This window comes from Enterobacter cloacae complex sp. I2, from assembly GCF_014896205.1.
In the GTDB taxonomy this organism is placed as follows: Bacteria; Pseudomonadota; Gammaproteobacteria; order Enterobacterales; family Enterobacteriaceae; genus Enterobacter; species Enterobacter quasihormaechei.
Map to the genome: position 1 here is coordinate 178,264 of NZ_JADBRA010000004.1, position 25,322 is coordinate 203,585.

At 56.4% G+C, this 25,322-nt stretch carries 23 protein-coding genes and 1 tRNA gene; 8 read left to right on the forward strand and 16 right to left on the reverse strand.

What is annotated here, in order from left to right; genetic code table 11:
- Positions 1-36 precede the first annotated feature (36 nt).
- The gene (pdxB, locus tag IM300_RS05150) at positions 37-1,173 is read right to left on the reverse strand and encodes a 4-phosphoerythronate dehydrogenase PdxB (protein ID WP_193035575.1); all 1,137 of its coding nucleotides are present in this window, start codon (positions 1,171-1,173) and stop codon (positions 37-39) included.
- Positions 1,174-1,284: 111 nt separating this feature from the next.
- Between pdxB and flk the strand changes: the two genes are divergently transcribed.
- Positions 1,285-2,289, forward strand: a complete 1,005-nt coding sequence (gene flk, locus IM300_RS05155) for a flagella biosynthesis regulator Flk (protein WP_193035577.1) — start codon at positions 1,285-1,287, stop codon at positions 2,287-2,289.
- Between the two features lie 87 nt (positions 2,290-2,376).
- On the opposite strand, the gene IM300_RS05160 is transcribed toward flk, so the two are convergent.
- Together IM300_RS05160 and fabB are read right to left on the reverse strand one after the other, a co-directional pair.
- Positions 2,377-3,555, reverse strand: coding sequence for an MFS transporter (locus tag IM300_RS05160; protein ID WP_193035579.1), 1,179 nt, complete (start codon positions 3,553-3,555; stop codon positions 2,377-2,379).
- Between the two features lie 67 nt (positions 3,556-3,622).
- Complete coding sequence (gene fabB, locus IM300_RS05165; RefSeq protein ID WP_022648859.1) at positions 3,623-4,840, reverse strand: beta-ketoacyl-ACP synthase I; 1,218 nt, start codon at positions 4,838-4,840, stop codon at positions 3,623-3,625.
- 158 nt (positions 4,841-4,998) lie between these two features.
- Here fabB and mnmC point away from each other — a divergent pair, with 158 nt between their 5' ends.
- Positions 4,999-6,996 carry a bifunctional tRNA (5-methylaminomethyl-2-thiouridine)(34)-methyltransferase MnmD/FAD-dependent 5-carboxymethylaminomethyl-2-thiouridine(34) oxidoreductase MnmC gene (mnmC, locus tag IM300_RS05170; RefSeq protein WP_193035581.1) on the forward strand — a complete coding sequence of 666 codons (1,998 nt, stop codon included), beginning with the start codon at positions 4,999-5,001 and terminating at the stop codon, positions 6,994-6,996.
- A gap of 65 nt (positions 6,997-7,061) precedes the next feature.
- On the opposite strand, the gene IM300_RS05175 is transcribed toward mnmC, so the two are convergent.
- From IM300_RS05175 to prmB, 6 genes are read right to left on the reverse strand one after another with little or no spacing between them, the layout of a single operon-like run.
- Entirely contained in the window at positions 7,062-7,337 is a 276-nt protein-coding gene (locus IM300_RS05175) for a YfcL family protein (protein ID WP_028013966.1), read from the reverse strand.
- Between the two features lie 13 nt (positions 7,338-7,350).
- On the reverse strand, positions 7,351-7,896 hold the full coding sequence (locus tag IM300_RS05180; protein ID WP_063868156.1) for an elongation factor P hydroxylase: 546 nt from the start codon (positions 7,894-7,896) through the stop codon (positions 7,351-7,353).
- Positions 7,896-8,705, reverse strand: a complete 810-nt coding sequence (locus IM300_RS05185) for a sulfite exporter TauE/SafE family protein (RefSeq protein ID WP_022648863.1) — start codon at positions 8,703-8,705, stop codon at positions 7,896-7,898. Before IM300_RS05185 ends, IM300_RS05180 begins: the two co-directional genes overlap by 1 nt.
- The gene (gene mepA / locus IM300_RS05190) at positions 8,705-9,529 is read right to left on the reverse strand and encodes a penicillin-insensitive murein endopeptidase (RefSeq protein ID WP_193033403.1); all 825 of its coding nucleotides are present in this window, start codon (positions 9,527-9,529) and stop codon (positions 8,705-8,707) included. Before mepA ends, IM300_RS05185 begins: the two co-directional genes overlap by 1 nt.
- Before the next feature lie 2 nt (positions 9,530-9,531).
- Complete coding sequence (aroC, locus tag IM300_RS05195; RefSeq protein ID WP_193035589.1) at positions 9,532-10,617, reverse strand: chorismate synthase; 1,086 nt, start codon at positions 10,615-10,617, stop codon at positions 9,532-9,534.
- A gap of 60 nt (positions 10,618-10,677) precedes the next feature.
- On the reverse strand, positions 10,678-11,610 hold the full coding sequence (prmB, locus tag IM300_RS05200; RefSeq protein ID WP_063450426.1) for a 50S ribosomal protein L3 N(5)-glutamine methyltransferase: 933 nt from the start codon (positions 11,608-11,610) through the stop codon (positions 10,678-10,680).
- 145 nt (positions 11,611-11,755) lie between these two features.
- Here prmB and smrB point away from each other — a divergent pair, with 145 nt between their 5' ends.
- Positions 11,756-12,307, forward strand: a complete 552-nt coding sequence (smrB, locus tag IM300_RS05205) for an endonuclease SmrB (RefSeq protein WP_063450427.1) — start codon at positions 11,756-11,758, stop codon at positions 12,305-12,307.
- Between the two features lie 46 nt (positions 12,308-12,353).
- Here smrB and sixA read toward each other — a convergent pair whose 3' ends face one another.
- The 4 genes from sixA to IM300_RS05225 form a co-directional block, all read right to left on the reverse strand.
- Positions 12,354-12,839 (reverse strand): phosphohistidine phosphatase SixA, encoded by a 486-nt coding sequence (gene sixA, locus IM300_RS05210; protein ID WP_063868153.1) that lies wholly within the window; start codon positions 12,837-12,839, stop codon positions 12,354-12,356.
- Between the two features lie 209 nt (positions 12,840-13,048).
- The gene (gene fadJ, locus IM300_RS05215; RefSeq protein ID WP_193035591.1) at positions 13,049-15,196 is read right to left on the reverse strand and encodes a fatty acid oxidation complex subunit alpha FadJ; all 2,148 of its coding nucleotides are present in this window, start codon (positions 15,194-15,196) and stop codon (positions 13,049-13,051) included.
- A complete protein-coding gene (gene fadI, locus IM300_RS05220; RefSeq protein WP_112791588.1) occupies positions 15,196-16,506 on the reverse strand; it encodes an acetyl-CoA C-acyltransferase FadI in 1,311 nt (436 codons plus the stop codon). Before fadI ends, fadJ begins: the two co-directional genes overlap by 1 nt.
- 237 nt (positions 16,507-16,743) lie before the next feature.
- Positions 16,744-17,028: a YfcZ/YiiS family protein gene (locus IM300_RS05225; protein WP_063868147.1), complete on the reverse strand. Its 285-nt coding sequence runs from the start codon at positions 17,026-17,028 to the stop codon at positions 16,744-16,746.
- Between the two features lie 372 nt (positions 17,029-17,400).
- Between IM300_RS05225 and fadL the strand changes: the two genes are divergently transcribed.
- The gene (fadL, locus tag IM300_RS05230) at positions 17,401-18,684 is read left to right on the forward strand and encodes a long-chain fatty acid transporter FadL (protein WP_063868145.1); all 1,284 of its coding nucleotides are present in this window, start codon (positions 17,401-17,403) and stop codon (positions 18,682-18,684) included.
- 44 nt (positions 18,685-18,728) lie between these two features.
- Here fadL and mlaA read toward each other — a convergent pair whose 3' ends face one another.
- On the reverse strand, positions 18,729-19,481 hold the full coding sequence (gene mlaA, locus IM300_RS05235; protein ID WP_003861365.1) for a phospholipid-binding lipoprotein MlaA: 753 nt from the start codon (positions 19,479-19,481) through the stop codon (positions 18,729-18,731).
- Positions 19,482-19,795: 314 nt separating this feature from the next.
- Here mlaA and IM300_RS05240 point away from each other — a divergent pair, with 314 nt between their 5' ends.
- Together IM300_RS05240 and IM300_RS05245 are read left to right on the forward strand one after the other, a co-directional pair.
- On the forward strand, positions 19,796-20,725 hold the full coding sequence (locus IM300_RS05240) for a formate/nitrite transporter family protein (RefSeq protein WP_063868143.1): 930 nt from the start codon (positions 19,796-19,798) through the stop codon (positions 20,723-20,725).
- Positions 20,726-20,800: 75 nt separating this feature from the next.
- A tRNA-Arg gene (locus IM300_RS05245) sits at positions 20,801-20,872 on the forward strand.
- 13 nt (positions 20,873-20,885) lie between these two features.
- On the opposite strand, the gene IM300_RS05250 is transcribed toward IM300_RS05245, so the two are convergent.
- On the reverse strand, positions 20,886-22,265 hold the full coding sequence (locus tag IM300_RS05250; RefSeq protein ID WP_107533443.1) for a diguanylate cyclase: 1,380 nt from the start codon (positions 22,263-22,265) through the stop codon (positions 20,886-20,888).
- A gap of 268 nt (positions 22,266-22,533) precedes the next feature.
- Here IM300_RS05250 and lpxP point away from each other — a divergent pair, with 268 nt between their 5' ends.
- Both lpxP and ypdK read left to right on the forward strand, forming a co-directional pair.
- Entirely contained in the window at positions 22,534-23,454 is a 921-nt protein-coding gene (lpxP, locus tag IM300_RS05255; RefSeq protein ID WP_167349523.1) for a kdo(2)-lipid IV(A) palmitoleoyltransferase, read from the forward strand.
- Positions 23,455-23,813: 359 nt separating this feature from the next.
- A complete protein-coding gene (ypdK, locus tag IM300_RS22790) occupies positions 23,814-23,885 on the forward strand; it encodes a membrane protein YpdK (RefSeq protein ID WP_099458937.1) in 72 nt (23 codons plus the stop codon).
- A gap of 58 nt (positions 23,886-23,943) precedes the next feature.
- On the opposite strand, the gene alaC is transcribed toward ypdK, so the two are convergent.
- A complete protein-coding gene (alaC, locus tag IM300_RS05265; RefSeq protein WP_193035593.1) occupies positions 23,944-25,179 on the reverse strand; it encodes an alanine transaminase in 1,236 nt (411 codons plus the stop codon).
- Positions 25,180-25,322: the final 143 nt, after the last annotated feature.

Genomic DNA, 25,322 nt, shown 5'->3' on the forward strand with positions numbered 1-25,322 from the left:
TCCCTGTCGGCGTTTCCAACAGGGAGCAGAAAGACATTAACGTGCCGGGTGGTGAACGGCGTTAAATCCCAGCTGATGCAGCAGCGCCGCCGCAGGGGCGTCATCGCACATCACATACAGGGAGGACCACTCGCGGCGCTCAAGGTAATTTTTGCGCAGCTTGTCAAACTCACCCGGAATACCCGCCACTTTACGCAGCAGCGCGTCATCGCGGCGCACATCATACACCAAATGCACCAGTCTTTTTAGCGTTGCCTCATCCAGCGGGCCATGAAGGGTAATGCGGCCAAATTCCGGCGCGGGAAGCAGCGTATCCAGCGCCACCTGCTGCGGATGGCCGATAAAGGCGCTGTAGGCCTCAAATACCTGAGTCGTACCGCGCGCCTTGCCTTCGAGGGTATAACCCGCAATATGCGCGGTCCCCACGTCCACCTTATTCAGCAATGCGACGTTAAGATCCGGCTCGGGCTCCCAGACGTCCAGCACAACGCTCAGATCTTGTCCCTCGTCGAGACATTTCAGCAGCGCCGCGTTATCCACCACCGGACCGCGGCAGGCATTTATCAGAATAGTGCCAGCCTTCAGACGGCGAATTAGCGTCTCGTCGGCCAGGTGCAGAGACCGGTACGGCCCCTCTTTGAAAAGCGGCGTGTGGAAGGTGATGACGTCGCACTCGTCGACCAGCTCGTCCAGCGTGCGGAAATCGCCTTCATCGCCGTTATCCTTGCGCGGCGGATCGCACAGTAAGGTGCGAACGCCCCAGGCTTTCAGACGCTTTTGCAGACGTCCGCCGACGTTGCCCACGCCCACAATACCTACGGTGCGGTCTTTCAGCGCAAACCCATCGCGCTCGGCCAGCATCAATAATGCGGAAAATACGTATTCCACGACGGCAATGGCGTTACAGCCTGGCGCCGCTGAAAAACCAATCCCTGCCTGCTTAAGCCACTGGTCATCCACATGATCGGTCCCGGCCGTTGCCGTCCCGACAAATTTGATCCCTTTGCCGGTGAGCAGTGCCTCATTTACTTTGGTCACCGAGCGCACCATCAGGGCGTCTGCATCGTCCAGTTCGCTGACCGGAATCGGGCGACCAGGGACAGCCTTAACCTCGCCCAGGCGGCTGAATAGCTCACGGGCGTAAGGCATATTTTCATCAACGAGGATTTTCACGTCTGAGTACCTGTTTGAGAGGAAGTAAACCTGCCAAGTGTGCCATAATCTCGCCGCCGGGCATATATCTCCGCCCGGTTACGCAGAGTTTGACTTTAAGGATTTTTGACGATGCAGCCCATTTCAGGTACGCCTCCGCGCCCTCCGGGTGAAGGCCCCGTAGCGCCCAACACGCCAGGCGAACAGCCGCTCTCCACGCAACAGCGCACCGTGCTGGAGCGTCTGATCACGCGCCTAATTGCGTTGACCTCGCAGCAAAACGCAGAGGTATGGGCCGGCGTTAAGCACGATTTGGGCGTCAGAAACGATGCGCCGCTCCAGTCGCGCCATTTCCCTGCCGCTGAACAAAACCTGAACCAGCGTCTTACCAGCGCACAGCAGCAACATACCACCCGCCAGATTGTCTCGCAGCTGACCGAGCTGTTGGGCCAGGGGAATAATCGCCAGGCGGTGAGTGATTTTATCCGTCAACAGTACGGCCATACCGCCCTGAGCCAGCTTTCGCCGGAACAGCTGAAAACCGTGCTGACCCTGCTGCAAAGCAACCAGCTTTCGATCCCGCAGCCGCAACAGCGCCCGTCGACAGAACGGCCATTGCAGCCAGCGGAGCATAATACGCTCAAGCAGATGGTCACAAAGCTGGCTGCCGCCACCGGCGAACCGACAAAGCTCATCTGGCAATCCATGCTGGAACTGTCCGGCGTGAAAGCGGGCGAGCTGATCCCGGCAAAACAGTTTACCCATCTGGTCACCTGGCTCCAGGCGCGTCAGACGCTCAGCGCCCAGACCGCCCCGACGCTGCATACGGTGCAGGCGTCGCTTAAGCAGCCGCTTGAGCGGCAAGAGTTTGAAGCTGTTCGGGAATATGCCCAGCAGGCCTGGCAGGCCACGCCGCAAACGGTGCTGACCACCGCGCAGGTACAGGATTTACTGAATCAGATCTTTATTCGACGCGCCGAGCGGGAAGGCGGCGTGCCGGAAGTGCGTAACGTTCAGCCCATCTACAGCCCGCTGTTTGCCCCGGTTGTCGACACGTTTAAAACGCTCTCTGCCCGTCCGGGATTGATGTTTATCGCGCTGATGATTGCGCTGGCGCTTTTCTGGCTGGTTGTCTGAGGTTTTGCCCGGTGGCGCTCCGCTTACCGGGCCTACAACGGCTCGAACCGTAGGCCGGGTAAGGCGCAGCCGCCACCCGGCAACATATTACCGCTTCCGAAACGCCACCAGCGTCACCACGATCCCCACCACCGCAGAAACCGCGCCGGCGAGAAATACGGAAGGATAGCCAAACGACGTCGCCAGCACGCCCGCCAGCGGTCCGGTTATCCCGTATGAGATATCCTGAAACGCCGCATAGCCGCCCAGCGCCGTGCCGCGCACCTGCGGTGCGACGCGCTTCACCACCTCAACGCCCAGCGCCGGGAAGATCAGCGAGCAGCCGCAGCCGGTTAACGCCGCACCCAGCAGCGCAACGTAAGCGGACGGAGCCTGCCAGAGCAGTACCAGACCTACCGTCTCTATGACCAGTGACGCCACGGCCACCGTCACGCCGCCAAAGCGATCCGGCATCCAGCCAAACAGCACGCGCATCAATACAAACGCGCCACCAAAGGCCGTCAGCGTAAAGCCCGCCATCGCCCAGCCGCGGCTCATAAAATAGAGAGAGACGAAGGTGCCAATCACCGCGAAGCCTACTCCCTGAAGCGCCAGCCCCAGCCCTGGCTGCCAGATTTGCCCCACCACGCTCCACAGCGAAGGACGTTCGCCTTTATGGGCGGGCACCTTGCGTACCGAACCGTTAAACGCCCACGCCAGCAGCGGTAATATCATGGTGGTTGCTGCCAGCGCCGCAAAACCAAACTGGCTGTGGATCAGCAAACCCAGCGGCGCGCCTGCCGCCAGCGCGCCGTAAATCGCCATCCCGTTCCAGGACATCACTTTACCGGAACGCGCAGGCCCCACCAGCCCCATTCCCCAGGTCAGGGTGCCGGTCAGCAGCTGGCTTTCGCCAAAACCAAGGATCAGGCGCCCCACTACCAGCAGTGCGAATTTATACGCTGCATCTATCGGCAACAGCGCCGCCAGCAGCCAGGCGCCCCCCGCCAGCCCACAGGCAAACATGCCCTGCAACGCCGAGCGTTTTGCGCCGTGCTGGTCCGCCAGACGCCCGGCGTAGCCCCGGGTTAACACCGTCGCTAAAAACTGAATGCCCACCGCAATGCCGACCATGGTGTTGCCATAGCCCAGCTCATGGTGAACGAACAAGGGGATCACCGGCAGCGGAAGGCCAACGGTCATATAGGTCAGAAACACCGCAAAGGCGATGCGGAAGAGGGAAAGGTTCCCGGAAGGAGCGTTCTTCTCAGGGGTAACAGCCTTCATGCATAACTCCGTGTTCAGGCATAAAAAAGGGAGCCGCGCGGCTCCCTTCTACTATACCTTCAAACGCTTACGCTTTCAGCTTGCGCATCACCAGCGTGGCGTTGGTGCCGCCGAAGCCGAAGCTGTTGGACATAACGGTCGTCAGCTCACGTTCGGTGGTTTCGGTCACGATGTTCAGGCCAGCCGCCTGCTCGTCCATCTCGTCGATGTTGATGCTCGGGGCGATAAAGCCGTTTTCCAGCATCAGCAGAGAGTAGATCGCTTCCTGCACGCCCGCCGCACCCAGAGAGTGACCGGTCATGGCTTTGGTGGCAGAGATAGCCGGGCTGTTGTCGCCGAACACTTCGCGGATCGCACCCAGCTCTTTCACGTCGCCTACCGGAGTAGAGGTACCGTGGGAGTTCAGGTAGTCGATTGGGGTATCAACGCCGTGCATCGCCATCTTCATGCAGCGCACCGCGCCTTCGCCGGATGGAGCAACCATGTCAGCGCCGTCAGACGTTGCGCCGTAGCCCACGATCTCAGCGTAGATGTGCGCGCCACGCGCCAGCGCGTGTTCCAGCTCTTCAACCACGACCATGCCGCCGCCGCCCGCGATAACAAAACCGTCGCGGTGTGCGTCATAGGTACGGGATGCTTTGTCTGGCGTTTCGTTGTATTTGGTGGACAGTGCGCCCATTGCGTCGAACTCACAGGCCATTTCCCAGCCCAGCTCTTCGCCGCCGCCAGCAAAGACGATGTCCTGTTTGCCTAGCTGGATCTGCTCAACCGCATTACCGATACAGTGCGCGGAGGTCGCACACGCGGAGCTGATGGAGTAGTTCACGCCGTGGATTTTGAACGGTGTTGCCAGGCACGCGGATACCGCAGAACCCATCGCTTTGGTCACAACGTATGGACCGACCGCTTTCAGGCCGCGCGGGCTACGCATGGCGTCTGCGCCGAATACCTGCGCCTTAGAGGAACCGCCGGAGCCGGCAATCAGGCCAACGCGTGGGTTGTTCTGGTAGGCGTCTTCGCTCAGACCAGAATCCTTGATCGCTTCCTGCATGGAAAGATAGGCATAGATAGAGGCATCGTTCATGAAACGAACCACTTTACGGTCAATTAAACCGGTGGTATCCAGTTTAACGTTACCCCATACGTGGCTACGCATTCCAGAATCTTTAAACTCTTCAGAGAAAGTGATCCCGGAGCGTCCTTCACGCAGAGATGCCAGGACTTCCTGCTGGTTATTACCGATGCTGGAAACGATGCCCAGGCCAGTAATCACTGCACGTTTCATTCAATACCTCTGTAAGTCGCACTATAAAAAGTTTCGAGTCGCACAATAGCGTACACTTGTACGCCGAACAAGTCCGATCAGCGATTTTCTGTGGAAATTTGCACCGACAGGCTCACATCGTTAAGATCGTGCCACTGCCTGTCGGACGAGTAACTTACGTGAAACAAAACGCCATACAACCTGCCAACCTCGAATTCAACGCTGAGGGTACACCTGTTTCCCGAGATTTTGATGACGTCTACTTTTCTAATGATAACGGACTGGAAGAGACGCGCTATGTTTTCCTCGACGGAAATCATCTCGGCACCCGCTTCCCTAAGCATCCGCGCAGTCTGTTCGTTGTGGCGGAGAGCGGTTTCGGAACCGGGCTGAATTTTCTGACTCTCTGGCAGGCGTTCGATCGATTTCGCGCTGCACACCCCGAGGCTACCCTACAAAGATTACATTTCATCAGTTTCGAAAAATTTCCGCTTACCGCGCACGATCTGCGCCTTGCCCATCAGCACTGGCCGGAGCTTGCCCGCTGGGCGGAACAGCTTCAGGCACAGTGGCCGCCTCACATCGGTGGCTGTCATCGTCTGATTCTGGACGATGGACGGGTCACGCTCGACCTGTGGCTGGGCGACATTAACGACCTGACCGATAAGCTCGACGACTCGATGAATCAGAAGGTGGAAGCCTGGTTCCTGGACGGTTTTGCGCCCGCCAAAAACCCGGACATGTGGAGCCAGCATCTGTTCAACGCCATGGCGCGGCTGGCACGTCCCGGCGCGACGCTTGCCACCTTCACCTCGGCGGGCTTCGTCCGCCGTGGGTTGCAGGAGGCGGGATTTACCATGCGGAAAACCAAAGGCTTTGGCCGCAAACGCGACATGCTGGTCGGGGTGATGGAGCAGGATCTGGCGATCCCGGCACAGGCACCCTGGTTTGCTCGCCGCCCCAGTGCGTCGCGTGAGGTCGCCATTGTGGGCGGCGGTATTGCCAGCGCCCTGCTCTCGCTGGCGCTGCTGCACCGGGGCTGGCAGGTGACGCTCTATTGCGCTGACGAGGCGCCGGCGACGGGTGCATCAGGCAACCGCCAGGGCGCACTTTATCCTTTGTTAAGTTCACACGATCCGGCGCTGTTCCAGTTCTTCCCGGCGGCGTTTACGTTTGCTCGTCGCCTTTACGATAGCCTGCCGGTTGCGTTTGACCACGACTGGTGCGGCGTGACGCAGCTCGGCTGGGACGAGAAAAGCCAGCAGAAAATCACACAAATGCTGTCGCTGGGTCTGCCGGAGGCCATCGCCCATGCCGTCACGGCGCAGCAGGTTTCTGAGACCGCGGGCGTCGACACCGGCTGCGGCGGGATTCAGTATCCACGCGGCGGCTGGCTGTGCCCGGCTGAACTGACTTCTGCGGCGATTGCTCTCGGGCAGTCGCGCGGCTTGACGGTACATTATGCCCACAGGGTTGAATCGCTTAGCCGCACAGCGCACTGGACGCTGCATTTTGCTGACGGCAACGAGGCGCAGCATGCCAGCGTGGTGCTGGCCAACGGGCATAACATCAATCAGTTTACCCAGACCGAGACGCTGCCGGTTTATCCTGTCGGCGGCCAGGTGAGCCATATTCCTGCCGCGCCCGCGCTGAGCAAGCTGCGCCAGGTGCTGTGTTACGACGGCTACCTGACGCCGCAAAATCCGTCCAACGGCCATCACTGCATTGGCGCCAGCTACCATCGCGGTGAAACGGACATGCAGTACAGCGAAGCAGATCAGCAGCAAAACCGCCAGCGCCTGATCGACTGTTTCCCGGATGCGTCGTGGGCGAAAGAGGTTGACGTCAGCGAGGGCGAAGCGCGCTGCGGCGTACGCTGCGCGACCCGCGATCACCTGCCGATGGCGGGAAGCGTGCCGGACTATGAAGCCACGCTTGAACTCTATCAGGATCTGGCAGACAACAAAGAAACGGCGGTGAGTGCGCCGGTTTATCCTGAACTGTTTATGCTGGGTGGTTTAGGCTCGCGGGGATTATGCTCCGCGCCGCTGCTGGCAGAGGTGCTGGCTGCGCAAATGAGCGATGAGCCGGTTCCGCTGGACAGGGTTACGCTCGCGGGGCTGAATCCGAACCGGTTGTGGGTAAGGAAACTGCTGAAGGGGAAAATGGTTAAGTAGGGTGCGGTCGAATCCCCTCACCCTGACCCTCTCCCCAAAGGGGAGAGGGAAGAGAAGGCGGCGGCTTAGCGTTTAGCCTGCTGGAATAAATTGTCCCACATGCCCAGCACTAAAGACTGGTCGCGCGGAGAGAGCTCCCCGGCCAGAATGGCTTTTTCCAGGCTGCGCGTGACTTCAGCGTGAACGGCGTCGGCAGAGTGATCGTCACCTGCTTCCAGCTCGGCTACCGCCAGCGTCAGGTGACCACGCAGATAACCGCTGGCGAACAGCTCATCATCACTGGCGTGTTCCACCATGTCATCAATTAACGCCAGAATGCGTGATTCAAATTCTGCGATCATCTTCTTTCCTCTGTTATAAATCTTCCGGCCACGGGAAGCATTCCGCCGTGATCTCCGGCGTGTGGTAATAATTCTGTAAAGCCTCGATCAGGCGCGCCGGACGTTCCGGGATGCCCTTCTCAAGATACTCCATCACCTGCGCATGCACGCGGCGCTGGAAGACGATACGGTCTGGCTCGAAGTCGCCTTCAAGGTTGTCACAGCTCACGTTGAACGGGAAACCCGCCGCCACGCAGAACAGCCACTCCAGCGCCTGCGGTTTCACCTCCACATCTTCGAACCGCCCCTGGGTGGCGGCGTCGCGCCCGTCCGGGCAGTACCAGTAACCGAAGTCCACCAGCTCGCGACGCGCTTTCCCCGCGATGCACCAGTGCGAAATCTCGTGCAAACCGCTGGCGTAAAAGCCGTGGGCAAAAACGATGCGGTTGTACGGAACCTCGTCATCAGCAGGAAGATAGATCGGTTCGTCGTCGCCTTTAATCAGACGGGTATTAAAATCATCAGCAAAACAGCTATCGAAGATCTCAATCAGCTGTTCGTATTTATGCGTACTGTTCATTAGTTCATCCCCAACCAGGTGAGGATCTCCTGTCCATGGCTGTCATAAAGAAGTTTGGCGCTCATCACCGCCGAGACGACAACAATCATCGGGCGGATTAGCTTTTGCCCTTTGCTTAATACCAGACGCGAGCCTGCGCGCGCGCCCAAAAACTGCCCTGCCATCATCACAAACCCGGTTGCCCAGATAACCTTGCCGCCAATGATAAACAGCAGCAGGCCGCCAACGTTGGAGGTCGCGTTGAGGACTTTGGCGTGGGCGGTGGATTTGGCGAGGTTAAAGCCGGCCAGCGTCACGAACGCCAGCGCGTAAAACGAGCCAGCCCCCGGGCCAAAGAAGCCGTCGTAAAAGCCGACGCAGCCACCGGCAATCAGCGCAAACGGCAGGCCGTGCAGCCGCCGCGCCCGGTCTTCCTCGCCGAGCTTAGGCATCAGCAGGAAATACAGACCGATGCAGATAACCAGAATCGGCAGGATCTGGCGAAGAATGTCGGACTGCACGTGCTGTACCAGCAAGGCACCCGCCGTCGAGCCAATAAACGTCATCAGGATATTGAGCTTCTGATCGGCGAGATTCACCACCTTGCGGCGAACAAAATAGAGCGAAGAGGAAAGAGAGCCGCCGCACGCCTGGAGTTTATTGGTGGCGAGTGCCTGGGCAGGACTCATGCCTGCCGCCAGCAGCGCCGGAACGGTGAGCAAGCCGCCACCGCCCGCAAGGGCATCGATAAATCCGGCTAACATCGCAACAAAAAAGAGCACCGCCAGCAGCAGCGGTGACACCATGAACAGATCGACGAAATTATCCATTAAAGTACATGCTCATCCAGTAGCGCCTGGCAGGAAGGCGGCAACGGAGGCGGTGTCTTCTTCTCAGGCTTAGAGGTTCCAGGCTTGGCCGGTTCAAACCAGCTTTGCAGTTCGTAACCGCAACCGTCGCCAGGCGGCGGGAGCGGCTGATCTTCACATTCCAGGCTGTTCGCCGGGCAGCGCAGACGAACATGCATATGTGCCCGGTGCTGGAACCACGGGCGCACTTTGCGCAGCCAGTCGCGATCCGTTCCCGCATCCAGGCAGAGCTGCTGCTTGATGGCCGGGTTAACAAAGATCCGCGTGACGTCATTATCTTCTGCCGCCAGCTTGATCATGCTGGAAATTTCCGGTGACCAGCGCGAAGCAACGACCCGTTTGCCGTCGGCCGACACCAGATCCAGCGCCTGCGGCTTCAGCAGCTGCGCTGAACTCCAGCGTGTTTTCGGCAGTTGCAGGAAAATATCCACATCCAGTCCGGTCTGGTGGCTGGCGTGTCCGCCGTTAAAGCGGCCACCGGCAGGCATTCCCATATCGCCAATCAGCATCGTGCCCAGCCCCAGGTTATGTACCTGATTGCCAAGACGCTGAATAAACAGCACCAGGTCAGGATGGCCGAAATAACGGCGCTGGTCGGTGCGCATCACCTGATAGGTATTCGATTGCAGCGGAAGTTCCTGCGCGCCGACGATACAGCCGTTAGAAAACGCGCCGATAGACTGCGCGCTACCCGCCACCGGGTGGGTGATTTTCTGCCACGGCGTGGCGGCCAGACTGGCTCCACTGGCAAGCAGCGCCAGCAGAGCGATTGCGGTTTTTTTCATAGTTACCAGCGTGGAATGGTGGTCGACACATCCGCATTCTGCGCGCGCTGACGCAGGAAGTGATCCATCAGCACGATCGCCAGCATCGCTTCTGCGATCGGCACCGCGCGGATCCCGACGCACGGATCGTGTCGCCCTTTGGTGATCATCTCAACGTCTTCGCCAGCGCGGTTAATCGTGTGGCCCGGTACGGTAATACTGGACGTTGGCTTCAACGCGATATTGGCCATAATCTGCTGACCGCTGCTGATGCCGCCCAGAATGCCGCCCGCATGGTTGCTCTGGAAACCGTCTTTCGTGATTTCATCACGGTTCTGGCTGCCGCGAAGCTGAACCACGTCAAAACCGTCGCCGATTTCGACGCCTTTCACCGCGTTAATGCTCATCAGCGCGTGGGCGATGTCGGCGTCGAGGCGGTCAAATACCGGCTCGCCCCAGCCAGCCGGCACGCCGTCGGCTACCACGGTGACTTTCGCGCCAATAGAGTCACCCTCTTTTTTCAGGCCGCGCATCAGTTCGTCCAGCGCGTCCAGCTTGTCGGCATCGGCGCAGAAGAACGGGTTAAGCTCGACCTGATCCCAGTCTTTGATTGCCAGCGGAATGTCGCCCATCTGGGTCAGACAGCCGCGGATAACAATGCCGAATTTCTGCTGGAGATATTTTTTGGCAATCGCCCCTGCCGCTACGCGCATCGCGGTTTCACGTGCGGAAGACCGGCCGCCGCCGCGATAGTCGCGGAAGCCATATTTTTGCTCGTAGGTGTAATCGGCATGGCCAGGACGGAAAACGTCTTTGATCGCGCCGTAGTCCTGAGAGCGCTGATCGGTGTTTTCAATCAGCAGTCCGATGCTGGTGCCGGTGGTACGGCCCTCAAATACGCCGGAGAGAATTTTGACCTGGTCCGGCTCGCGACGTTGCGTGGTGTAGCGAGAGGTACCCGGACGACGACGATCGAGGTCATGCTGCAAATCGGCTTCGGTCAGTTCGATGCCTGGCGGGACGCCATCAACGATACAACCCAGTGCCAGACCGTGCGACTCGCCAAAGGTGGTCACACGGAATACCTGTCCAATACTGTTTCCTGCCATCACGGCTCCGATGTTGTTGTTTGTGTTTGAGCGTTGTGAAACGGGCCGAAGCCCGCTGGATTAATCTTTGTAAATGCTGAAGTATTCGCGCGCATCAAGCAGCTGTGCTTTGGTCAGCATAAAGACGCCGTCACCGCCGTTGTCGAACTCAAGCCAGGTGAACGGCACATCCGGGTACTGCTCTATCAGATGTACCATGCTGTTGCCCACTTCACAAATCAGAACGCCGTCGTCGGTCAGATAATCCGGCGCACACGCCAGGATGCGGCGGGTCAGCTTCAGGCCGTCAGAGCCTGACGCCAGGCCCAGCTCCGGCTCGTGACGGTACTCGTTCGGCAGATCGGACATGTCTTCTGCATCCACGTACGGCGGATTGGTGACGATCAGGTCGTATTGCAGCGTCGGCAGGTCGCGGAACAGGTCAGAGCGGATAGGCGTGACGTGATGGATCAGGCCGTGCTCTTCAATGTTGTGTTCGGTAACGGCCAGCGCGTCGGTAGAGATATCGACGGCGTCGACTTCCGCTTCAGGGAAAGCGTAGGCGCAGGCAATGGCGATGCAGCCGCTGCCGGTGCACATATCGAGAATGTGCTGCGGCTGGTGCGCGATCAGGCCGTCGAAGTGGTTGTTGATCAGCTCACCAATCGGCGAGCGCGGCACCAGCACACGCTCATCAACATAGAACTCGTGGCCGCAGAACCAGGCTTTGTTGGTCAGGTAAGCCACCGGAATGCGCTCGTTCACGCGGCGGATCACGCGCTCAACGATGCGGTGTTTTTCGCTGGAAGTCAGGCGCGCGGTGCGCATGTCTTCCGGAATATCCAGCGGCAGATAGAGTGATGGCAGCACCAGCTGGACGGCCTCATCCCACGGGTTATCGGTGCCGTGACCGTACCAGATATTGGCGGCGCTGAAGCGGCTAACCGACCAGCGCAACATGTCCTGTATGGTATGCAGCTCGTTTACTGCTTCATCGACAAAAATTTTATCCACTCTTTCCTCCAGGGCATGCTCGCATAATTTTCGGCGGCTAGTTTGCCATGAAGACAGGGATAAATCAGCAATGACGCGTACCGCTTGAGGTTAAAAAATGCGTTTAGTCGGGTACACTATCGGAAATACGAGATGAGAATGACGAATGAAAAAGAAAACACCGCTCAGCGAGGAGGATCAGGCTCTCTTCCGTCAGCTGATGACCGGGACGCGTAAAATCACGCAGGACACCATTGTCCATCGCCCGCAGCGTAAAAAAATCAGCGAGGTTCCGGTCAAACGTCTGCTCCAGGAGCAGGCCGATAACAGCCACTATTTTTCAGATGAATTCCAGCCGCTGCTCAATACGCAGGGGGCCGTGAAGTACGTGCGCGAGGACGTCAGCCATTTTGAGCTGAAGAAGCTGCGCCGGGGCGATTATTCGCCGGAGCTGTTTCTCGATCTGCACGGGCTGACGCAGATGCAGGCGAAGCAGGAGCTGGGGGCGTTGATCGCGGCGTGCCGACGCGAGCATGTTTTTTGCGCCTGCGTGATGCACGGTCACGGCAAACATATTCTCAAACAACAGACGCCGCTGTGGCTGGCTCAGCATCCACACGTGATGGCTTTTCATCAGGCACCGAAAGAGTACGGCGGAGATGCCGCATTGCTGGTGTTGATTGAAGTTGAGGAGTGGCAGCCGCCAGAGTTACCCTGACAGGATGGCGGGAAGCACAATGCACCCCGCCATATCGCACGTCACGTCAGATGGCTTTTGCCATCTTCAGGTTGCATGGACTCATTTGCCAGTTAAAGACCCCTTTGCCGGTTTCGTCGAGGGTGACGTTGGCAATGGCGGACGTTGTGAACATCGGTGGCGTTTCGCCCGGGCACAGCTCAGATACCAGATAGCCGACCAGCGGCAGGTGGGAAATGACCAGTGCGGAAGCAACACCTTCATTGCACAGCGCCTGAAGGTAAGCGCTGACAAGGCCAACATCGCCGCACGGCGTGAGTTCAGGAAGAACGTCCACGCTGGCGGGCAGGTTCATACACTCCCCTACCACATCCAGCGTCTGCTCTGCCCGCAGGAACGGACTCACCAGAACGCGTTCAATGTCCACTTTTTGACCTTTAAGCCATGTTGCCATCTGACGGGATTCGTCGCAGCCACAGACGGTTAAAGGACGTACTGAGTCACTGGCGGCATCAAGTGCCGCGTCGCCGTGACGCATGATAAAAACTTGCATATTGCACCGCTTTTGTTAACCAGAATCACCGGCGTTAACTACCCGCGATTAATGCTCTGAGGTAGAAAACCCGATGGCCGGGCATTGTGCCTGATCCATTCGGTGAATGAAACGCTGTTTTTTACCTCAATGGCGTAAGTATAGTCAATCTCTGTTTACAATTTCGCCAGAACAGGTTCCATTACCTCAGGATTTACCCTTCTTTGACTTTAGTTTACGCAATCAGTTTCCCTTGCGGGCCAGAATGTCTGGCCCCGTTCCGCCATCTGCAATAATTCGTCACAAGGTGTAAACCGTGGACCGTATTGCGAGGCCAGACGTTGCAGGATCGCAACCACTTCACCCGCCCCGAGGTTATCCATGTACCGGAACGGGCCGCCAAGGAATGGCGGGAAACCGATGCCAAACACGGCGCCGATGTCACCGTCGCGCGCGCTTTTGATCACCTGCTCGCCAAAGCAGCGCGCCGCTTCATTGAGCATCATCATTACGCAGCGCTCAGCACACTGAACCGCCGACAGTTTTCCCTGCCCCGTGACGGGAATAAGCGCATAAACCGAAGGGTCGACCTGTTTCTTGCTTTTACGCCCTTTCGCAGCGTAAAGATAGAAACCGCGTTCATTTTTTCTGCCTTTGCGATCGTCCTTCAAAATTGCAGAAACAAAGTTTGCAGGCGGCGCAAAACGATCGCCATAAGCCGTTTCCAGCACAGGGATAATTTTAGTCCCCGTATCAATCCCTACCTCATCCAAAAGCTGGATTGGGCCAACGGGGAAACCAAACTTCACCAGGGCATCATCGACGTGCTCAATTTTCTCCCCTTCCGTCAGCAGCCGCATCGCTTCGTTAATGTACGGTGCCAGAATACGGTTGACGTAGAAGCCCGCTTTGTCCGCGACCACAATGGGTGTTTTGCCCTGTTTTTTCGCCAGCTTCACCACGGTGGCAATAGTTTGCGGGCTGGTGGTGGCATGCGGGATCACCTCCACCAGCGGCATTTTTTCGACCGGGCTAAAAAAGTGCAGCCCTATCACCTGCTCCGGGCGCGCGGCTTTCGCCGCGATGTCGCCAATCGGCAAAGAGGAGGTGTTTGAAGCAAAAATGGTGTGCGGCGCGCAATGCTGCTCAACGTCCGCCACCATCTGTTGCTTAAGGGCCAGATCTTCGAACACGGCTTCAATCACCAGATCGCGGTGTGCGAACCCGCTGTAGTCGGTGGTGCCCGTGATCGTCGCGAGGGTTTTATCGCGCTCGCTGGCCTTAATATGGCGGCGTTTCACTTTGCGATCGAGATTCTGCCAGCTGTACTGCAACGCGTGGTTGATGCCCTTAGGATTGATATCTTTAATACGTACGGGCAATTTGCCTTTGCTGGCGGTGACAAACGCGATGCCGCCACCCATCAGCCCGCCGCCCAGAACGCCAATGGCGCGCAACGGAGCCGGTTCAGCTTCGCTGCCCGGATCTTTTTTGACCTCCGTGCTGGCAAAGAAAATGCTGCGCAGCGCCTGCGATTGCGGCGTCATCGCCAGTTCGCCAAACGCCTTCGCTTCTGCGGCATAGCCGCTGCTGCTGCCCTGCGATAAACCGGTTTCAATCACCTCCAGAATGCGCTTCGTTGCCGGATAGTTTCCTCTGGTTTTTTGCTCGGTTTTTTTATCAACCATCCTGAACAGCAGCGCGCGTCCCAGCGGCCCGGCAAGGATGCGCTCGCGCACCGGCAGGGGGCGTTTCGCCTGACGCCCCTTCAGCGCCCGTTCAACGGCAGCGTCAAGCAGGATGGCGTGCGGAACGACTTCATCAACCAGACCCGCCTTGAGGGCCTGACGGGCGCGCAGCTGTTTACCGGTTAAGATCATCTCCAGCGCCGTGCTGACGCCCACCAGACGCGGCAGGCGCTGCGTTCCACCCGAGCCTGGCAGCAAACCAAGCTGTACCTCCGGCAGTCCGAGTACGGTTTTCGCATCGTCGGTGCAAATGCGGCTGTGGCAGGCCAGAGCCAGCTCAAGCCCGCCGCCCAGGCAGGCTCCATGAATTGCGGCGACAACGGGTATCGACAGCGCATGGATCTCCGCCATCACCTGCTGACCCTGACGCGCCAGATCTTCTGCCTCCTGAGCGCTTGCAGCGCGGGCAATCATATTGATATCGGCCCCGGCGATGAAGTTATCCGGCTTTGCCGAGATAAATACCAGTCCGCGTATCGCTTTGTTTTCGCGGATCTGTCTGAGCATCGCGCGCACCTGAACGCTAAACTCGGCCTTCAGGGTATTCATCTTTTCGTCGGGCACATCAATGGTAATAACGGCCACGTTATCGAGGCGAACGGCCAGGTTAAATGCAGATGTCGTTTCCATTATTCAGCCTCCAGAACCATTGCTGCACCCAGACCGCCCGCCGCACAGGCGGTGACGAGACCAAAACCGCCGCCACGTCGACGCAGCTCGTGCAACGTCTGGGTTATCATTCGCGCCCCTGTCGCCGCAAACGGATGACCGTAGGCGATGGAGCCACCCAGCACGTTGAATTTACTCTGATCGACTTCGCCTGTGGCATGCGCGCGGCCCAGCACGTCGCGGGCAAAGTGCTCGCTCGCCATAAGCTGCACGTTTGCCAGCGTTTGGGCGGCAAAGGCTTCGTGCATATCAATCAGCGTGAGATCGGAGAGCGTCAGCCCTGCGCGATCCAGCGCCAGCGGCGTGGACCAGGCCGGACCGAGCAGCATGTCCTGCCAGACATCGATGGCGGTAAAGGCGTAGCTGCGCAAATAGCCCAGCGGCGTAATGCCCAGCTCTTTCGCCCGGGATTCCGTCATCAGGATCACGGCGGCGGCGCCGTCCGTCAGTGGCGTACTGTTAGCAGCAGTGACCGTACCGTGCTTACGGTCAAACGCCGGGCGCAGTTTGGCGTAATCCGCCAGCGTGGAGGTGCCGCGGATGTTGTTATCTTCTGAAAGCGGTTCGCGGTAAGGCGGCACGTAGGCAGTCATCACTTCGTCGGCCAGTTTGCCTTCTGACCAGGCTTTCGCTGCAAGCTGATGCGAGCGATGCGCCAGCGCGTCCTGCTGCTCGCGGGTAATACCGTAGGTTTTTGCCATCTGCTCGGCAGTGTCGCCCATACGCAGGCCGGTGGAGTATTCCGCAACGGCAGGGGGCACGGGCATGAGGTCGCGCAGGCGTAAACGCGAGAAGAGTTTGAGCTTCGCACCGGTGGTCCGGGCTTTGTTGGCATCCACCAGGATGCGGGCTAGCCGTTTGCTGACGCCGATGGGCAGCACGGAGGAGGAATCCGCGCCTCCGGCGATCCCTGCGCGGATGGTTCCCGCCATCAGGCTTTCAGCCACGTTCGCCACCGCCTGAAAACTGGTGGCGCAGGCGCGGCTGACGCTGTAGGCGTCGGTGTGAACGTTCATGCCGGTGCCCAGGACGATTTCACGCGCAATATTGGGCGCTTCCGGCATTTGCACGACCTGGCCGAAAACCAGCTGCTCAATAACCTCTGGCGGGATCTCGCTGCGAGCCAGCATCTCCCCCACGACCATTTTTCCCAGATCGACAGCCGGTATACCGTGAAACGCGGTTGCCTGACGCGCAAACGGCGTACGTAACCCGCTGACAATGGCAATGCGGTCACCGTGTCGGGTGATAAGCGGTAATGCCTGACTCATAACACTCCCCTGTAAAAAAATTTTGCGCGCACATTAAGTGGTCTGACCTGATAATAGTGTTAACTATTTTTTTACATTGAGCCAATCGGGGAAGCGAAAAATTGCGAGCTAAGGCACAGAGAAGAAAAAGAAAATGCCCAGGGTAAAAGCAAAACGGTAACCCGTGGGTTACCGTTTTTAGTGTTTGCGCCCTCTCCCGTGGGAGAAGGTTGGGGTGAGGGCACCAGACCGCAGGAATTAACGCAGGCCCAGCTGGAAAATCAGCGTTTCAGCTTCGCAGGCGAACACGAAGTCGATATCCAGCTGTACGCCGCCGTCCACTTCCGTGAAGGTAGATTTGATTTCGCACGGATCGGATTCCACTTCGCGCGCGCGCTGGGTCAGCGCCGCCAGCGTTTCTTCCGCTTCAGCGCGATTGCTGAAGACGCGGCTGTAAGAGGCGGTGCAATCGGTGTTGTCCATGATGGTGCCAACATCCATACAGCAGCAAACCGGGGTTTCATCAGCACTGCATTTACTCATAGCTCAATTTCCTCTGTATTCGCGCAACGCGCGAGATAAACACGATGCGACTATTTTACGCCCCCGGACGAGCCCCCTCCAGCCGTTAATGGCGCAAAATCGGATAAGTGAGCAATATCACACTAAAAAATGATCTAAAACAAAATTCACCTTTTCAGATGATTCGCACTGGTCACAATTTTGCCAACCAGATCTCGTTTCAAGAAACATATCTGAAAATATTAATAAACAAACTTGCAACATCCCAGCTGGTCAGACCTATACTCTCGCCACTGGTCTGATTTGTAAGTCATACCTCAGACCCTACACTTCGCGCTCCTGTTACGGTATGTAACAATTATTGAATAAAAATAACTCAATGAGGTTATGGTCATGAGCCAGAAAACCCTGTTCAAACAAACTGCTTTAGCAGTTGCAGTGGCAATCGTCTCAACGTCCGCCTGGTCAGCGGGCTTCCAGTTAAACGAATTTTCTTCCTCTGGCCTTGGCCGTGCGTATTCCGGGGAAGGTGCGATTGCCGATGACGCAGGCAACGCAAGCCGTAACCCGGCGCTGATCATGATGTTCGATCGCCCTACCTTCTCTGCCGGTGCGGTTTACATCGATCCTGATGTCAACATTTCTGGCAAATCACAGTTCACCGGCGCGGATCTGAAGGCGGATAACATTGCGCCAACGGCGTGGGTGCCTAACCTGCACTTTGTTGCCCCGATTAACGAACAGTTTGGTTGGGGGGCTTCTGTTACCTCTAACTATGGCCTGGCGACGGAATTCAACAACGACTATCCGGCCGGGGAATACGGCGGTAAAACCGACCTGACCACCCTGAACCTCAACCTGAGCGGCGCCTATCGTCTGAACGATAGCTGGAGCTTCGGTCTGGGCTTTAATGCCGTTTACGCCGACGCAAAAATCGAGCGTTACACCGGCGAGCAAACCGCTGCGCTGCCGAAAAACAGCAACAAAATCGCCAGCCTGAAAGGTGATGAATGGGGCTACGGCTGGAACGCCGGGATCCTGTATGAACTGGATAAAAACAACCGCTGGGGTCTGACCTATCGCTCAGAAGTGAAAATTGATTTCGATGGCGATTACAAAAGCGGCATCCTGAGCCCAGTCAACGGTATGGTTCCGGGCGCAGGCACCACCATTCCATGGGGTACCTCGAATCAAACCGTACCGGGTTCACTGTCGCTGCATCTGCCTGAAATGTGGGAAGTGTCTGGTTACAACCGCGTTGCGCCGCAGTGGGCAATTCACTATAGCCTCGCGTATACCAGCTGGAGCCAGTTCCAGGAGCTGAAAGCCACCGGCAGCAACGGCCAGACGCTGTTCTATAAGGACGAGAGCTTCCACGACGCATACCGTCTGGCGCTGGGTACGACCTACTATATGGATGACAACTGGACGTTCCGTACCGGTATCGCGTTTGATGACAGCCCGGTCCCGGCAGATAAACGTTCTATCTCCATTCCGGATCAGGACCGCTTCTGGCTGAGTGCGGGTGCAACTTATGCGTTTAACGAGAATGCGTCCATCGACGCGGGCGTCTCTTATATGCACGGTCAGAAAGTGACCTTCCAGGAAGGCCCTTACGAGTTTACCTCTGAAGGTAAAGCGTGGCTGTTCGGTACCAACTTCAACTACGCGTTCTAATCCCAACACGATTAAAAAAGGTGAGCATCGCTCACCTTTTTTATTTATTCCGAATCAATATCTTTTAATTCGTTCTCAATGGCTTTCGCGTTCGGATTATCTTCCGGCTTCAGCTTACCGCCGTTGGCAATAAAGTCGTGGTTCTGGAAGTAGGCCTCACGCACCATAATGTACGGATCCGAAGACTGACGCAGCAGACCGTCTGAGTCCAGCAGTTGCGCACGTGTTTCAATCCCTTCCACGGTCCATTTACCAATCGACAGCGGCCAGGTGAGCCATGACAACACCGGATACAGCGTATCCACCATGTCGCCGCCATCGTCACGCACGGTGAAGCTGCCGTAGAACGGCAGATGCACATACGGACCATAACCTACGCCATAATGCCCCAGCGTACTGCCGAAACGGTGCGGCTGTTCACGCTGTAGTTTCGGGTTCGCCATGCCTGCGACATCAATTAAGCCGCCCATGCCCAGCAGGGAGTTCAGGAAGAAGCGGGTGAAATGCACCATCCCCTGATACGGGTCGCCCTGGAGGAAATAGTTCACCATCACCGCTGGCTCTTCGAGGTTACTGGTAAAGTTGCTCAGCCCGTTTCGCGCTGGCTGCGGAACGTAGTCACGCCATGCCACGGCAACCGGACGAACCAGGTACGGATCCAGCACATTATAGTTAAAGCTGTACATTGAACGGTTAAATCCTTCGAGAGGATCGGAGCGTCCGGTTTGCTCGCCAGAGCTGGCGCAGCCCACAAGCATCGTCACGCCCAGCGCAAGCGCCGACAGCCGAAGTTTCATATATTTCTCCCTGTTCAATATGGCTATCGTTGAATGCCATCTGTAACGGAGCAGGTGACGCTCCGCCTGAAACGTGCAAGTGATTGTAACAGCACGCTTACCGATGTCTACGAGGACAATGACGACCCGCTCGCGTCATCACGCTAATTTCAGCATAGCCTGTCTTTAAGAATTCGTTTCGCCGGCAATTTTATATTGGCTTTGAAAGAGATGTCTCACCTTTATTGCCATTTTCTGCAATTTAAGAGCTTCCCCACGGGCAAGGCGCTAAAAGCCGCTACGCTTAAATGAGCGATAACCCCGAAGGAGCAGTTATGAAAGACATTAACGAAGAAAAAATTGGCGAGAACAATGAAGAACCTGAGATTGAGAGCGAGGAGAAAGACCGGGGCGAAGAGATAGAAGTCGATGAGGATCGCCTGCCGTCGCGCGCCATGGCGATTCATGAACATATTCGCCAGGATGGCGAAAAGGAGATGGAGCGTGACGCGATGGCCCTGCTGTGGTCAGCCATCGCAGCCGGTCTGTCGATGGGCGCATCGCTGCTTGCCAAAGGGATATTTCACGTGCAGCTGGAAGGCGTGCCGGGCGGGTTTCTGCTCGAAAATTTAGGCTACACGTTCGGCTTTATCATCGTCATTATGGCGCGGCAGCAGCTTTTTACCGAGAACACCGTTACCGCCGTACTGCCGGTCATGCAAAACCCCACCCTCGGAAATTTTGGCTTACTGATGCGCCTGTGGAGCGTTGTGCTGCTGGGGAACCTCATCGGTACGGGCGTAGCCGCCTGGGCCTTCGAGTATATGCCCATATTTGATGAACCGACCCGTGACGCATTCGTGAAGATTGGGATGGATGTGATGAAAAACACGCCGGTTGAAATGTTCTCTAATGCCATTATCTCCGGCTGGATCATCGCCACTATGGTCTGGATGTTCCCGTCAGCGGGCAGCGCGAAAATCGTCGTGATTATCCTGATGACCTGGCTTATCGCACTCGCGGATACCACGCACATCGTTGTCGGGACCGTAGAAATCCTTTATCTGGTGTTTAACGGCACCCTCCACTGGAGCGACTTTTTCTGGCCGTTCGCCCTGCCTACCCTCGCAGGCAACATTTGTGGCGGAACCTTTATCTTTGCGCTGCTGAGCCATGCGCAAATCCGTAACGACATGTCCAACAAGCGTAAGGCCGAGCTTAAGGCTCAGGAAAAAAAGGATAAAACAGCCGAAAAATCGGCGTGAACGGTGACTCTTTGACCAGTCAGGCGGCAATGCGCTTAACGAAAAGTGTAAATAACGTTATACTCTTGCCGCTTCGTCCCCTTAGTTAAATGGATATAACGAGCCCCTCCTAAGGGCTAGTTGCAGGTTCGATTCCTGCAGGGGACACTTCCGTTTTTCCTTATGCCCCCTTCCAAAGCTCCACGCAGTTCCGGCCACGCCGTTTCGCGCCGTATAAGGCTTCATCCGCAGCCTGAATCAACCGTTCGTAATCAGGATGACCGTTAAACATCGCAGCGCCTATCGAGAGTGAGAGCGGGATAATCTCGCCGGTTGGGGAGTTAACCTTGATTTTTTCCACCCGTTTGCGAATGCGCTCGGCAATACGCAGCGTATCCACTTCCGAGATTTCCGTCAGCACAATCAGGAACTCATCCCCGCCGTAGCGAAAAACGTAATCGCAGGTTCGCACGTTGTCGTAGAACGCGCCGGAAACTTTTCGCAGGATCTCGTCCCCGGTATTGTGTCCCCAGGTATCATTGATTTGTTTAAATTTGTCGACATCAATCAGCAGCGTTGAGAGCATTGTCCCGGCCCGGGTGGCGTGCAGGATTTCGCGTTTGAAGATGGTTGGCAGGAAACGGCGGTTCAACAGACGGGTCAGGACATCCACCCCCACCTCGTGCCGCGAAACTTCATCAAATAGCTCGCGCAGCAGGGTGATGATTTGCGAGAGGGTATTACGCATTCGCTGCAAGAATTTATCCCGGTGCACTTTATCATTCAGATCCTGCCCTGACAGACGGACCTCGTTAAAAAGGTCATCAAATTCCTGAATCAGACGAGAGATATGCCCGGCCTCAGCGATCCCGCTGAAATAGTGGCGACCTTTATGGCTAAACCACAGTCCAAATTCAGACTGACCCAGCGGAAGACTGTTGCCGATACTGGAATTAAGGGTGATTTTATACAGCAGCACCATTTCCCATGACAGTAACGCCGCGGTCTGTCTTTCCTTCTCCTCTTCTGCGTTCTCCATTAAGGAAAAGATGCGGTAATTCTCATCTTCCTTCGCCGCATTGTTCTCGCTAAAAACATAGGCCCGCGACATCACTTCCATGGCCAGATCGATACTGTTTATCGCGTAGTGATAAATATGCAGCTTCACCTCGGGCGTATGGGCGCTGGTAGTAATGACGGGTAACAGCAGCTTTTTCAGCACACGAAAGCCCATTTCGACCAAATCAACCGAAATACCAATACGGGCATGAACATCCGCAGCGCGCTGCTGCGCCCGCATCTGCTCTTCAACCTGCTCCACCCGGCATGAGAGCACATCAATAAGCCAGCGACGAAGCGCCTCCTGAAGCTGCCTTTCCACCTGTTCGGTCGTCAGGAATTCAGCCACCGAAGGGTCCGCCAGCACCACACGATAAAATTCAGCAACCAGCGGCGATGCGTTGTCCCTGGCAAGCTCAGTCGCAAGGCGATGCACGTCGGGATCGGTCTCATTAATCAGCTTCACCCACTCTTCTTTCACCGTTTGCAGGTAGGTTTCCATGATCTGCTCCTTAAGGAGTCATGCGGGAACGCAGATTTAACAATAGCAAAATCAACCCACTCCGCAATTGTCGCTTTTTTAAGCAAAAACGAGTGATAGCTCATATTGTATAACGGTGCTACATTATGCCGCCCACCCAAGTCAGCAATGGCCAGGCAACGTCGTAAAGAACGGTAAAGCCTGCAACCATGACCTCGTCCTACGGTCTTAATGGCACGTGGTATCGCGAAGTCTGCGCTACCTTCACAGGCTTTACAAAGGTTCCACTATTTTGTCTCAATCCAAATTTCAGCGGGCGTTTCTGCATCCGCGCTACTGGTTTACATGGTTCGGCCTTGGCGTACTTTGGCTACTGGTCCAACTCCCTTATCCTGTGATTCGTTTTCTGGGTTCGAAGCTCGGCAGCGCATCGCGTCACTTCCTCAAACGTCGTGAGTCCATTGCACGTAAAAATCTCGAACTTTGCTTTCCGCATTACAATGCGCAGCAGCGCGAAACGCTGATTGCGGAAAATTTCAAATCTATCGGTATGGCGCTGCTTGAAACCGGTATGGCCTGGTTCTGGTCAGACGAACGCGTCCGTAAATGGTTCGACGTGGAAGGTCTGGATAACCTGAAGCGTGCCCAGCTGCAAAAGCGCGGCGTGATGGTTGTTGGCGTACATTTTATGTCCCTTGAGCTGGGCGGCCGCGTTATGGGTCTCTGTCAGCCGATGATGGCAACCTATCGCCCGCACAACAGTGCGCTGATGGAATGGGTACAAACGCGGGGTCGCATGCGCTCCAACAAGGCGATGATCAGCCGTAACAATCTGCGCGGTATGGTGGGCGCCCTGAAAAAAGGTGAAGCCGTCTGGTTTGCCCCGGATCAGGATTACGGTCCTAAAGGCAGTAGCTTTGCCCCTTTCTTCGCGGTTAAAGATGTCGCTACGACAAACGGTACCTTTGTGATTTCACGTCTGTCAGGCGCCGCGATGTTAACGGTTACCATGGTCCGAAAAGCCGATAAGTCAGGCTATCGTCTGCACATTTCCCCAGAAATGGCGAACTATCCTGAAGACGAAAGTGAAGCCGCTACCTTTATCAATAAGGTGATTGAGTTTGAGATTATGCGTGCACCTGAGCAGTATCTGTGGATGCACCGCCGCTTCAAAACCCGCCCACTGGGCGAAGCCTCACTCTATATCTGAACCCTTCCGAAGGTTAGTTTCGCTAAGAAACTAACCTTTTCAAACACCTGTCATCGCCGTGCGTAACGGTTTCTTTCAACCGTCGCTCAATACGCATTTATTGCGTACTGAAATCAAACTGTCGCCGTTCCACGACACTCGTAAGTATAGGAAATTATTTAAAAAAATGCCTCTTGTCACTCCTGAATTTTAGGCGTACATTAGCGCCGTCTGGCGACAGGAAAGCACAGAATTCAGGGCTGAAGTTAGCGACGGAACGGGATAAATCCGATTTCCCCTTTCGCATGATTTCAACTCTCTATACTCAGTTGGACTCTGTTTTTTTAATGCGTACCGGAAGATACGCGGAGCGATGAAACGTGAAATATTTCTTTATGGGCATTTCGGTTATTGTTTTAGTTTGGGCCGGAACGTTTGCTCTGATGATCTAGTTAAGAAAATGCAGTCAAAAAAACAGGCGCCGTTGGCGCCTGTTTTTTTAGGTGTCCGTTAAGACTCAGCTTGTTCCGTAACGCTCTTCGCTGCGAGCAAACCATCCGCGCGGAACATGCTTTTGATCCCCCGCACTGCCTGACGGATACGGTCGCTGTTTTCGATCAGCGCGAAACGCACGTGCGTATCACCGTAGTCACCAAAGCCGATGCCCGGAGAGACGCACACCTTCGCGTCCTGAAGCAGTTTTTTGGCAAATTCCAGCGATCCCATCGCCGCATACGGCTCGGGGATTTTCGCCCAGACGTACATGGAAGCTTTAGGCATTTCCACCATCCAGCCCGCTTCGTGAAGCCCTTTGACCAGCACATCACGGCGGCGTTTGTACTGGGCGGCAATATCAAGTACGCACTGCTGATCCCCTTCCAGCGCCGCGATGGCCGCGACCTGTAATGGCGTAAAGGTGCCATAGTCATGGTAGCTTTTAATACGTGCCAGGGCGCTCACCAGCGTTTTGTTCCCGACCATAAATCCAATTCGCCAGCCCGCCATGTTGTAGCTTTTCGAGAGCGTGAAAAACTCAACCGCCACATCACGGGCACCCGGTACCTGCATAATGGACGGCGCTTTCCAGCCATCATAAACGATATCGGCATAGGCGAGATCGTGTACCACCAGCACGTCGTAACGCTTAGCCAGTGCAACCACTTTCTCAAAGAATTCGAGTTCAACGCATTGTGCCGTTGGGTTAGACGGGAAGCCGAGGATCATCATTTTCGGCTTTGGATAGCTTTCACGAATCGCCCGTTCCAGCTCGTTAAAGAAGTCGACGCCTTCCACCAGCGGAACAGAACGAACCTGCGCGCCGGCAATCACCGCCCCATAAATATGAATAGGGTAGCTCGGGTTCGGCACCAGGACGGTATCGCCGTGATCCAGCGTCGCCAGCATCAGGTGGGCCAGCCCCTCTTTCGAGCCAATGGTCACGATCGCTTCACTTTCGGGATTGATATCCACCTGATAACGATCCTGATACCAGCGAGAGATCGCCCGACGTAACCGGGGAATACCGCGTGAGGTCGAGTACCCGTGGGTATCAGGACGCTGGGCAACGGTGCAGAGTTTCTCAACGATATGCGGCGGCGTTGGGCCGTCAGGGTTACCCATACTGAAATCGATAATGTCTTCGCCGCGCCGACGCGCAGCCATTTTCAGTTCAGCAGTGATGTTGAAAACATAAGGGGGGAGACGATCGATACGCGTAAAACGGCGTTCAGGACTGAATTCAGCCATAGATTCCTCAGAGTCACGTTAGCGCCCGGACCGTCCGAGCGACGCTGCCACCCGTGTGGCGTGCTTAGAAAATAACCTGAAGAAAAAGACGCTGTCGAGAGGGTAATGACAAAATAATATTTTGCGCTAAAACGGGAACGCGA